This window comes from Bacillus sp. IT-79MI2 (assembly GCF_949768135.1).
Taxonomy (GTDB): domain Bacteria; phylum Bacillota; class Bacilli; order Bacillales; family Bacillaceae_G; genus Bacillus_A; species Bacillus_A pseudomycoides.
The window spans coordinates 1-11,565 of the sequence record NZ_CATKPV010000011.1; the positions used below are offsets into that span (position 1 = coordinate 1).

General features: G+C 36.1%; 13 protein-coding genes. 12 read left to right on the plus strand and 1 reads right to left on the minus strand.

Annotation, left to right across the window (positions count from 1 at the left end):
* The first annotated feature begins 309 nt into the window (after nucleotides 1-309).
* The 12 genes from aroA (at nucleotide 310) to ACM6HU_RS00135 (ending at nucleotide 10,263) form a co-directional block, all read left to right on the plus strand.
* Nucleotides 310-1,593, plus strand: a complete 1,284-nt coding sequence (aroA, locus tag ACM6HU_RS00080; protein ID WP_375337741.1) for a 3-phosphoshikimate 1-carboxyvinyltransferase — start codon at nucleotides 310-312, stop codon at nucleotides 1,591-1,593.
* A 95-nt stretch (nucleotides 1,594-1,688) separates the two neighbouring features.
* Nucleotides 1,689-2,951, plus strand: coding sequence for a tetratricopeptide repeat protein (locus ACM6HU_RS00085; RefSeq protein WP_016114100.1), 1,263 nt, complete (start codon nucleotides 1,689-1,691; stop codon nucleotides 2,949-2,951).
* A 73-nt stretch (nucleotides 2,952-3,024) separates the two neighbouring features.
* On the plus strand, nucleotides 3,025-3,561 hold the full coding sequence (locus ACM6HU_RS00090; RefSeq protein ID WP_003206504.1) for a ReoY family proteolytic degradation factor: 537 nt from the start codon (nucleotides 3,025-3,027) through the stop codon (nucleotides 3,559-3,561).
* A 164-nt stretch (nucleotides 3,562-3,725) separates the two neighbouring features.
* Nucleotides 3,726-4,187, plus strand: a complete 462-nt coding sequence (locus tag ACM6HU_RS00095; protein ID WP_033671035.1) for a YpiF family protein — start codon at nucleotides 3,726-3,728, stop codon at nucleotides 4,185-4,187.
* Nucleotides 4,188-4,326: 139 nt separating this feature from the next.
* A complete protein-coding gene (qcrA, locus tag ACM6HU_RS00100; protein WP_003196349.1) occupies nucleotides 4,327-4,839 on the plus strand; it encodes a menaquinol-cytochrome c reductase iron-sulfur subunit in 513 nt (170 codons plus the stop codon).
* A complete protein-coding gene (gene qcrB / locus ACM6HU_RS00105; RefSeq protein WP_000932700.1) occupies nucleotides 4,840-5,514 on the plus strand; it encodes a menaquinol-cytochrome c reductase cytochrome b subunit in 675 nt (224 codons plus the stop codon).
* A gap of 57 nt (nucleotides 5,515-5,571) precedes the next feature.
* Nucleotides 5,572-6,339, plus strand: a complete 768-nt coding sequence (qcrC, locus tag ACM6HU_RS00110) for a menaquinol-cytochrome c reductase cytochrome b/c subunit (protein ID WP_016114102.1) — start codon at nucleotides 5,572-5,574, stop codon at nucleotides 6,337-6,339.
* Nucleotides 6,340-6,463: 124 nt separating this feature from the next.
* Nucleotides 6,464-7,054 carry a DUF1405 domain-containing protein gene (locus ACM6HU_RS00115; RefSeq protein WP_033671036.1) on the plus strand — a complete coding sequence of 197 codons (591 nt, stop codon included), beginning with the start codon at nucleotides 6,464-6,466 and terminating at the stop codon, nucleotides 7,052-7,054.
* 27 nt (nucleotides 7,055-7,081) lie between these two features.
* On the plus strand, nucleotides 7,082-7,768 hold the full coding sequence (locus ACM6HU_RS00120) for a TIGR01906 family membrane protein (protein ID WP_016114104.1): 687 nt from the start codon (nucleotides 7,082-7,084) through the stop codon (nucleotides 7,766-7,768).
* Between the two features lie 78 nt (nucleotides 7,769-7,846).
* Nucleotides 7,847-8,635, plus strand: a complete 789-nt coding sequence (gene ypjB, locus ACM6HU_RS00125; protein ID WP_088094036.1) for a sporulation protein YpjB — start codon at nucleotides 7,847-7,849, stop codon at nucleotides 8,633-8,635.
* A 104-nt stretch (nucleotides 8,636-8,739) separates the two neighbouring features.
* Nucleotides 8,740-9,423, plus strand: coding sequence for a zinc metallopeptidase (locus ACM6HU_RS00130; protein ID WP_016114106.1), 684 nt, complete (start codon nucleotides 8,740-8,742; stop codon nucleotides 9,421-9,423).
* 201 nt (nucleotides 9,424-9,624) lie between these two features.
* Nucleotides 9,625-10,263 carry a uracil-DNA glycosylase gene (locus ACM6HU_RS00135; RefSeq protein ID WP_016114107.1) on the plus strand — a complete coding sequence of 213 codons (639 nt, stop codon included), beginning with the start codon at nucleotides 9,625-9,627 and terminating at the stop codon, nucleotides 10,261-10,263.
* A 105-nt stretch (nucleotides 10,264-10,368) separates the two neighbouring features.
* On the opposite strand, the gene ACM6HU_RS00140 is transcribed toward ACM6HU_RS00135, so the two are convergent.
* On the minus strand, nucleotides 10,369-11,250 hold the full coding sequence (locus ACM6HU_RS00140) for a YitT family protein (RefSeq protein WP_088094037.1): 882 nt from the start codon (nucleotides 11,248-11,250) through the stop codon (nucleotides 10,369-10,371).
* Between the last annotated feature and the right edge of the window lie 315 nt (nucleotides 11,251-11,565).

Below are 11,565 nucleotides of genomic sequence, written 5' to 3' on the forward strand. Positions count from 1 at the left end.
TTATAGGAGTCGTTTTCTTTTAGATTATACATATTTGCGCGATGAAGAAGGAAAGCAGTACAATAAAGATATATACATACAAATTGGAAAACTGCCATAAACATTTCTTTTTAGGAGGGAGAGAGGATCCGGTCGTGCATAGAAGTGGTTAGAGCTTTTTTCAGTCCCATGCCAAGTGAAAACAAAGAGAGAAAATGAGTGGGGATCTTCTTTTGTTTTCATAGCCGCGACTTATATGTTGGAAAATCAAAATGGATATATAGAGATGATATAGGTGTACAAAAGTATATATTATTTTTAATAGGGGTGATAAAAATGAGGAGACTCATAAGGCGGAAAAATGGTTTGAATGGAACGATTGCTGTGCCTGGAGATAAATCTATTTCACACCGCGCTGTGATGTTTGGAGCGATAGCAGAGGGAACAACAAAAATTTCAAATTTTTTATTAGGAGAAGACTGTTTAAGTACGATTGCTTGCTTTCGGAAATTAGGAGTAATGATTGAGCAAGATGGTAACGATGTCATTGTATATGGAAAAGGATTAGCTGGATTACAGGAACCGAAAGAGGTGCTAGATGTAGGGAACTCAGGAACCACTATTCGTCTCATGCTCGGTATTTTAGCGAATGCTCCTTTCCATTGTACTATAATTGGGGATGAATCTATTGGAAAACGTCCTATGAAACGTGTTACAGCCCCTCTTCGTGAAATGGATGCACAAATTGAAGGTCGGGAAGATGGACAATATACGCCGTTGTCGATTCGTGGAGGAAACATAAAAGGTATACACTATCATTCTCCTGTAGCAAGTGCGCAGGTAAAATCAGCTATTTTACTTGCAGGATTGCAAGGAGAAGGGGTGACATCAGTAATAGAACCGTTACAATCTCGTGATCATACGGAAAGAATGCTGCGTGCATTTGGTTGTGAAGTGAATGTAGAAGGGCGAACTGTTTCTTTACAAGGGGGGCAATCGCTTGTAGGAATGGAAATAGAGGTTCCAGGTGATGTCTCTTCAGCTGCCTTTTTCTTAGTAGCGGGTGCAATTGTACCAAATAGTAAACTTGTATTGAAAAATGTTGGTTTAAATCCAACAAGAACAGGGATTCTGGATGTGTTATCAGAAATGGGAGCGCTTATTTCAATTCGTAATGTTCGAAATGAAGAGTTTGAACCATGTGGAGATATTACAATTGAAACTTCTGAACTGAAAGGAATTGAAATTGGCGGTTCACTTATTCCAAGGTTAATTGATGAAATTCCTATTATTGCTTTACTGGCGACACAGGCGACAGGAACAACAATTATTAAAGATGCAGAGGAGTTAAAAGTAAAAGAAACGAATCGCATCAATACGGTTGTTGATGAGCTTCGAAAACTGGGAGCGAAAATTGAAGCGACACCAGATGGTATGATTATTAATGGGAATCAGAAGTTACAAGGGAATATTGTTAATAGTCATGGGGACCATCGCATTGGCATGATGCTTGCAATTGCGTCTTGTATAGCAGAAGGAGAAGTGCAAATGGAAAACGGTGACGCAGTCGCTATATCTTATCCGAATTTTTTTGAGCAGCTAGAATCTCTGTGAAGATTCTTTTCTGCTCCTTTGAGTTGCTTACATGACAACTGTTGTTTATGATTAATGAACAGAAGAGAATATTATAAGAATTAAAGGAGACATTTATGCAAAAGTTTGAACAGGCTGTTTCTTATATTGAAAATGGGGAAGCGGAAAAAGGATTAACACAATTAAAAGAATTGGTAAAACAAGGGACAGATGAAGAGAAGTATGATATTGCTCGCTACTATCATACGCTTGGATTTATTGATGAAGCGTTAGCGATTACAGAAGATTTACGTTTGTTATATCCAGAAGAAAGTGAGTTTACAATATTTTTAGCAGAATTATATATTGATTTAGATAAAGAAGATGAGGCAATTGAAGTGCTTCATGATATCTCTGAAGACGATGAACTGTATGTTCAATCTTTACTACTTGTTGCGGATCTATTTCAAATGCAGGGCTTCGATGATGTTGCAGAGCAAAAACTATTAAAAGCAAAAGAAATGATGCCAGAAGAGCCTGTTATTACTTTTGGACTAGCAGAACTTTATAGCAGTAAAGGTGAGGAGCAAAAAGCGATTGCTTATTATCAGTCATTACTTTCTGATCACAAAGTAATGGGAGGCGTTGTAATTGCTCTTCGCTTAGCTGAAACGCTAAGTGCAATTGGAAACTGGGAAGAAGCGATTACGTACTATGAAGAAGGATTAGAAGAACAAAAAGATATTCATTCTTTATTTGGGTATGCATTTACACTTTATCAAGGTGAAGAGTATCAAAGGTCGATTGGAGCTTGGAAAGAATTAAAAGAACTAGACCCAGAATATGCATCCTTATATATGTATTTGGCTAAATGTTATGAAAAAGAAGGAATGCTTCAAGAAAGCTATGAAACACTTCATGAAGGAATTAAAATTGATGAATTATCTGTGCCTCTTTATGCAGAACTTGCAAATATTGCAGCGAAGATAGGGAAATTAGCAGAAGCAGAAGAATTGCTTCAAAAAGCATTACAGATTGATCCAGGACATTTAGGTGCGATATTAAAATATGCATATATCTTAAAAGAACAAGAGAAATATGAAGAACTAATTGTTGTTGTAGAAAATGCAATGGATAGTGGAGAACAAGATACACAATTACTTTGGGATCTGGCATTTGCGAAAAAACAATTAGAAATGTATTCTGATGCATTAAAACACTATGAGAGTGCATATACTTCTTTTAAGAATCATTCGGATTTCTTGGAAGAGTACGGTTATTTCCTATTAGAAGAAGGATTGCGAAAGGAAGCGAAAGAAGTGTTTACACGCTTACTACAACTGGATCCAACACAAATTCACATCGAAGAATTGCTATATAATTTAGAGGATTTTTCATAAGTTGGAAGGAAAGTGAATGCTGCTTCTTGAATCTAAATAAGAAAAGAGAAAGACAGAGGAGGGACTGAGCGCTATGAATACCCCTGTTTCTGTAAACGAGAAGAAGGATTTTGTAAAATGGTTTTTAAACAATTATCAACTGAAACAGCGTGAATGTGTATGGATTTTAAATTATTTAATGAGTCATGATCAATTAATGCACAAAGTCCACTTCGTAGAACATGCAAAATATTGCCCTCGTGGTTTAGTGATGTCAGCAAATTGTGTGAAAGATACACCGTTTCACTTCTTTAAACAAAATGTTATGACGACGGATGCAGAAAAATCATTTCATGACATTCGTTTAAATCGAGATGAGGATATTTATATTCAACTTAATTTTAAATCATCGTTCCAAAATGCAAATTATGTAGCAGTATTAGAAGAAAATCCGTACTTGCCAAAGCATATTGAAGTAAATGAAAAAGATCGTTTACTTGCAGAACGATTTTTAGAAGAGAGTGTATTTTCATTTCGAAGAGATCGACTTTTAAAGCAAATTGATGAAGCGCTGGACAATCAAGATAAGGAAGCTTTTTGTAAGTTAACAGAGGAATTGAAAAGCCTGTAAGGAATGTTCATTTTATTTAATTTTGACAAATTTCTAACTATTTAAAGAAAAACTACCTAATATAGGTAGTTTTTCTTTTTTTACCTGTTTTAGTATGGTTTAATAGATATAAAGTGAAAGTTCTGTCATTTAGAATGGGATAATGGGCAAAGGAGGGAATTATGATGAAATGGGTTGTAAAAGATGCGGAGCAATTTGAACAAGCTAGAGAGTATGTGGATACTGGTATTATACCCCTTCTTTCTATTTCAGTAGCAAAAGAAATGAAGAGTGTTGTAGCGCAAGGGGAATTTATTGAAACTTTAAGCATGGAGTTAGAAAGAGAATATAAAGGAAGAGTGTTTTTGTTACCGCCGTTTACGTACTTAACGGAGCAGCAAAAGCAAGAGCAAGGGCGTTTACAAGATTGGACAAGTCATTTGCAGGAGCAAGGATTGAAACATATTGCTTATGTTACAAGTGACTTTGCATGGAAAGAGGGTGTAGATACGTTACCAGGTCATTTGTTTTGGTTACCTGCTTTATTGCTAGAGGAATTTAGTGATCAAGCGAAAAGAGAAGTAATTCATGCGCATGTAAAAAATATAATGGAATTATTGACAGAAAAGTGGGAAAATAAAAAATAAGCAGATAGTTCTTATGATTATGAGTAGTATGATATTGACCTGCGCATGTGGGTATTATATCATGATAGTGTCCTAGTTTTTATTTTTTTATACTGTTTTGTCACGAGGGGACAATTTCTGATAGAGGGGGGAAATTTTCGTGAGCGAGAAAGAACATCGTGTGTCAAGAAGACAATTTTTAAACTACACGCTTACAGGTGTAGGAGGTTTTATGGCAGCTGGAATTTTAATGCCAATGACGCGCTTTGCACTTGATCCAGTTTTAAGGAAAGAAGCGGGGGGAGAGATGGTTGCTGTTGCGCAAGTTAAAGAGATTACAACAGAACCAAAACGCTTTGACTTTAAGGTAAAGCAGGTTGATGGATGGTACAAGTCCGAAGAACCAAAATCTGCTTGGGTGCATAAAGATGAAAGCGGAGACATTGTAGCGTTTTCTCCAGTGTGTAAACATTTAGGGTGTACGGTTAACTGGAATTCAGACAAGTCGCATCCTAATCAATTTTTTTGCCCATGTCACGGGGGACGTTACACAAAAGATGGCATAAACATAAAGGGAACGCCGCCTCTTGCTCCACTTGATGTGTATGAATCCAAAGTGAAGGATGGAACGCTTTATTTAGGAAAAGCAAAGCCAAGAGGGGGTGCGAAATAGATGTTAAATAAAATTTATGATTGGGTGGACGAACGGTTAGATATTACACCGATATGGCGTGATATTGCCGACCATGAAGTACCCGAACATGTAAATCCAGCACATCACTTTTCTGCATTCGTCTACTGCTTTGGAGGACTTACGTTTTTTGTTACTGTAATTCAAATTTTGTCAGGAATGTTTTTAACAATGTATTATGTACCGGATATTAAAAATGCTTGGGAATCGGTTTATTATTTACAAAATGAAGTTGCGTATGGACAAATTGTACGTGGCATGCACCATTGGGGTGCCAGCCTTGTAATTGTAATGATGTTTTTACATACACTTAGGGTTTTCTTCCAAGGTGCATATAAGAAACCTCGTGAATTAAATTGGATTGTCGGTGTTCTTATTTTCTTTGTTATGCTAGGTCTTGGTTTTACCGGATATTTATTACCATGGGATATGAAAGCGTTATTTGCAACAAAAGTAGGGATTCAAATTGCGGAGCAAACACCGCTTATCGGCCCTTATATTAAAACATTACTTGCTGGTCACTCCGAAATTGTCGGGGCTCAAACATTAACTCGCTTCTTTGCTATTCACGTCTTCTTCTTACCAGCAGCACTTCTAGGCTTAATGGCCTTCCACTTCATCATGATTCGCAAACAAGGTATTTCTGGTCCGCTATAAGTAAGAGATTGCTAATTTGAAAGAATAGGAGAAAAACTGAATTGAAGGAGGGAGATTATGCATCGCGGCAAAGGGATGAAGTTTGTGGGAGATTCACGAGTACCTGTAGCACGTAAACCGAATATCCCGAAAGATTATTCTGAATACCCAGGGAAAACAGAAGCGTTTTGGCCGAACTTCTTGTTGAAAGAATGGATGGTTGGTGCGGTTTTTTTAATCGGTTATTTATGTTTAACGGTGGCGCATCCGTCGCCACTTGAGAGAATGGCGGATCCTACAGATGCAGGATATATACCACTTCCAGACTGGTATTTCTTATTTCTGTATCAGCTTTTAAAGTACTCATATGCATCAGGCTCATTTACTGTAATCGGCGCGTTTATTATGCCAGGGATTGCATTTGGAGCATTACTATTGGCGCCATTTCTCGATCGAGGTCCTGAAAGACGTCCATTGAAACGTCCAGTTGCAACTGGATTCATGCTTTTAGCAATTGCTTCTATCATCTTTTTAACATGGGAGTCTGTGGCACATCATGACTGGGAAGCTGCAAAAAAACAAGGTGCAATTGTGAAAACGACACCAGTAGATAAAAATGATGAAGGTTATAAATTGATGCAAAAAAATACATGTTTAACATGTCATGGTGATAACTTGCAAGGTGGTGCAGCGGCGCCAGCGCTGCAGAATTTAGCATTAAAACCAGAAGAAATTGCAAAGATTGCGAAAGATGGAAAAGGTGCGATGCCTAAAGGCGTATTTAAGGGCACAGATGAGGAGTTGAAGAAGCTCTCAGAATTTATTACGAAATATAATAAAAAATAATTGAAGGCTGACTACGAATTTGTAGTCAGCCTTTCTGTTTGTAACACAAAGTTTGCTATAATAAAAGCATAGCGTTTTAGAGAATAAAAAAGTTACTTTGTTTGAAAGGTGTTGTATATACATATTGGTCTACGTGTATGCGTTATTAAGACAGCGTTCGGTTTTACTACTTTTGTTCATCATTAACATTTTAGGGACAATATATGGTTTTATTTGGTATGGAGATCAACTGATGGAAACTTCATTGATATTCTGGCCATTTGTTCCTGATAGCCCTATTGCAAGTTTCTTCTTTGTTTTTGTATTACTAGCCTTTTTGTGTAATAAAAATTGGGGACTAATAGAAGCTTTGGCAATCGTTTCCTTAATGAAATATGGTATTTGGGCTGTTGTTGTAAATGGCATTATGTTTATGGTTAAGGGCAATCTTGAGTTTATAAGTTATATGTTGGTACTTTCTCATTTTGCAATGGCTATACAAGGTTTATTATATGCCCCGTTTTATCGTATAAAAAAGTGGCATTTTATTGTAGCAGGTATATGGACGTTACATAATGATGTAATCGACTATTTGTTTTGGCAAATGCCGAGATATGGTATTATGCATTTGTTTGTAGAACAGATTGGTTACTTTACATTTTGGCTAAGTATTGTTGTATTAGCTATTACATACTATTGTTGTTTGAGAAAAAATCGAAAACAGTTTTCGTTATGAAATTAAATGAGGGATTGGGGAAAGAAAATGAATAAAAATAAGATAGGTGTAAGAATATTCGATCGTTTGATAACTACTATTGTCTCATACTGTATAGCATTTTCTATTTTTGCTATTGCAACTACAATTGTTGTATATGGGAAATGGTTATATTATGCAGATATACATTTTTTAAATATATCAGATTTAGCAAATATGACAGAATCAGAAATTAAGAAGAACTATGATGTACTGATGACATACCTTTCTCCTTTTTATCATGAATCATTACAATTGCCTACACTAGATATGTCAACAAGTGGAAGAATTCATTTTGTTGATGTGAAAAATATTTTAGTGAAGATTCAATACGGGATGTGTATGGCGCTCAGTATTGCTTTATTGGGGGGGGGGTATTTATTGCGTAAACGAAAGATGAAGTTTTTATTACATGGTGCAATTTTGACCATTATATTTCCGATTGCGCTTACGTTGCCTATTGCAATTAATTTTGAAAAGAGTTTTGTACTATTCCATAAACTTCTTTTTAGCAATGATTATTGGCAATTTGATAGTGAAACAGACCCTATTATTTTAATGCTACCAGAACAGTTTTTTATGCATGCAGCATGTGTAATTTTAATATTGATTTTATGTGGGAGTGCTTTTTGTTATTGTATGTATAGATATTTATTAAAAAAGCGGAAGTCTTCAATGGAAAATCTTTATTCATAAAATATTTTTCGGTTTCGTTCTGTTCTATTCTTGTCCACCTTAACATATTTTGTACTAGTAGTTATAGGGGGGACCGGAATGAAGAGAGTCTTAATTGGAATGATAGCATTTCTGATTATATTGTTTCCAGTACGTATATACGCTGAAAAATGGAATGAGTTAACGGGGCTATTAGATGATTCCTTGCAACTTGTAAAACAAGAAGAATATAAGAAAGCAACGCAAGTATTGCAACATTTTTCAGAACAATTTGTATTGCGGGAGAATGAAAAGGAAAATAAACTAACACCCATGCATTTTCGGGTAATCTCTTTAGCGTATGACAGGGCACAGCGATCGCTTGGGGAAGAAAGTTTAGATCAGCAAATAAAAATAGATGATGTATTGGCACTACAATTGGTGGTAGATGCGGAAGTATCTAAGTATCAACCGCTTTGGATAGAACGAGAAGGACGTGTTATGGGGGCTTTTGCTAAAGTTGAAAAGGCACTTCAAACAGAAGATGATGAACGATTCCAACAATCATTAAATACATTTTTGCATGAATTTGATGTGATTTATCCAAGTTTAATGATTGCATTGCCGGAAAATCAATCACAGCGTGTAAATGCGCATTTATCGTATTTGGATGAATTTCGTAATGTGATGTTAAAAAATAAAAGTGGACAAATGCAAGTAGGGATTATAAAAGGAGATTTACAAAAAATATTTCAAACAGCAAAGAAAGATGAAGTGGACTCTTCTCTCATATGGTTTATGACAATTACAGGTGGACTTATTTTCTTTACATTAACGTACGTTGGTTGGAGAAAATATAAGGGAGAGAAAGCGAAGCGTACCAGTGGGATACATTCTAAAAATCGATAAGATCACTAATATAGACAAGGATTGTAAGGTTTCTTTATTGACAATATATAAAGAAGAAAATAGAATGGATAGTACTACAATTACGACTTCAATGGAGGTTCATAATGGCTTTTTATTTAGTTTATTTCGCGATCATTATGATCATACCGTTGTATGCACAGTCAAAAGTACGCAGTGCTTATAGCAAATATTCACAGGTGTATTCAACATCGGGTATGACAGGAGCGGAAGTAGCTCGGAAAATTTTAGATGAAAATGGTTTGTATAACATAGCTGTGGAAGAAACACCAGGGCATTTGTCAGACCACTATGACCCAACAGCCAAAACGGTTCGCTTGTCAACTGATAACTATTATGGTCATTCAGTTGCTGGAACAGCTGTAGCAGCTCATGAAGTAGGGCATGCGATTCAAGATGCGAAAGATTATAAGTTTATGCGTTTTCGTCATTCTTTAGTTCCAGTTGCAAGCTTCGGATCGAACATGTCATGGGTGTTCATTATGATTGGTATATTTGCATCGATGACAAAGCTATTGTTACTAGGGATTATTTTAATGGCAGCAGGTGTAGTTTTCCAGCTCGTTACATTGCCGGTTGAGTTTGATGCTTCCAAACGTGCAATGCAGCAAATTGAAGCACTTGGAATTGTATCAACAGACGAATATGGGCAAGCACGTAAAGTATTAAATGCAGCAGCTTTAACATATGTTGCAGCGGCGGCAGTAGCGGTATTTGAATTGCTTCGTCTAGTATTAGTTTATACAGGGATGCAGCGTAGCGATGATTAAAGACTATCGATTTCGATAGTCTTTTTCTTTATCCCGCTATTTGTGGACAGTAAGACTTAAGCCTTAAGTTTCAGAGAGAAGCGATGAATTTTGTTTTATAATTTGTTTATTATTGTAAATTGATAAAAAGTAGCATAATGAAATTTAAAGAGCAAGTTATAATAATAAGAAGCATAGGTAAAGTGATTATGAGTGAAGGTGATGGAAATGCAATATCCAGATTCATTAGTACTGCATGTGAAAAAACTTAGTGCTCCCTATCCATTAGAAGGTTTTTTATGTGGACAAGGTCCTGAAAATCCGAAACTAATGCTTGTTGGAGAAGCGCCAGGAGAAACAGAAATTCATAATGGCATTCCGTTTAGTGGAAGAGCAGGTAAGGAGTTAATGGGATTTTTAGAACGTATCGGCCTTACAAGGGAAGACGTATATATTACGAGCACTGTACGTAGCCGGCCTTATATATGGAGAGAGAAAAGAGAGCGGAGCGGGCAAGTTGCTCAGAAGAAATATAATCGAACCCCAAATCAGAGAGAAATACTTGTACATGCTCCTTTGTTAGATTATGAGATGGAACATGTGCAAGCACCGGTTATTGTCACACTTGGAAATATTGCATTAAAGCGTTTAGTGGGACCAGATAAAAAGATTACTGATGTTCATGGGCAATTATTGCAGCAGCCAGTACGAAGACTAAAAAATAATCAAAGTACAGATTTTATATGGACCGAGAAGATATATAATATTTTTCCGACATTTCATCCAGCATCAATTTTTTATAATAGAGGCTTGTTGGATTTGATTTATGAGGATTTAGAAAAATTAAGGAAGTATATATAGTAGAAGTTTTCTTTATAGTGGTTTACAACTTAAAGAGCTATCGGGTTCGATAGCTTTTTAAGTTGTGTATTTGGAAAGTGTAGTAATGTTAGAAATCTAGCATGTTTAATTATGTAATGGATTTTTATTTTCGTCTAATGTAAAGCCTTCACCAACTACATCATGTACATCACTTACTGCAACAAATGCATGAGGATCTACTGAAGTAATAATATTCTTTAGTTTTACGATTTCATTTTTTGCCACAACACAATAAAGTACGTTTCGCTCAATCTTTGTATAAGAGCCAACTGCTTTTAAAAAGGTTGCCCCGCGCTCCATCTCGGATAAAATCTTGGCAGCAATTTCGTCGTTTTTATCTGAAATAATGGTTGCCCCTTTTGCTGCATATGCTCCTTCTTGCATAAAGTCAATGACCTTTGCTCCGATAAAGACCGCAACTAACGTATACATGCCCTCGCGATAAGATAGATATGTAAGAATGGAGATGACAATGACAATAGCGTCAAACATAAACATTGTTTTTCCCATGCTCCAGCCAACATATTTATGAGCTAATCGAGCAATAATATCGACGCCACCAGTTGTTCCACCGTATTTGAATATAATTCCGAGACCAATCCCAATAAATGCTCCAGCGAACAGGGCTGCTAATGTCATATCATTTTGCAAATTTAAATGTAAATTTAATGATTCGTAGCGCTGAAAAATCCATAGAAATAAGGAGACGCTAAACGTTCCGATTAATGTGTATAAGAAAGTTGTTCGGCCGAGTAATTTCCAACCGACAAAAAAGAGAGGGATGTTTAAGATTAAGTTTGTATAAGATGGATCAAGCGAAAAGAGAAAATAAAGCAATAACGTAATTCCTGTAAAGCCACCTTCTGCTAAGTGATTTTCAATATTAATATTTACGATGCCAAAAGAAAAGATAGCGGAACCAATCAAAATAAATATAATGTTTCGAATCTTTAAGTTGGTTTTCATGTAGCAAGCCCCCTAATATGTAATTGTTACTTCGCTCCGTTGAAATAGCTAATGACGAAGAAACACGATAAGAATAGTAAGTCACTTGTATGATTGTAATTGGTAAGAGGTAACCTTTTACAGGAAGAACATTTGCAAAAGAAAGTTTCACTTTACCCCGCTCCAACGGTTGGTAGGAAGCGAAGGCGAGAAGAAAAGAAAAGACTAACCAACCGTAAGAGCCCGATTGGTTCAACTAATCTTTTGCAAGAAGAACATTTGCAAAAGAAAGTTTCACTTTATTATAGTCTATCCCAAAATACGTGGCAAATAGGG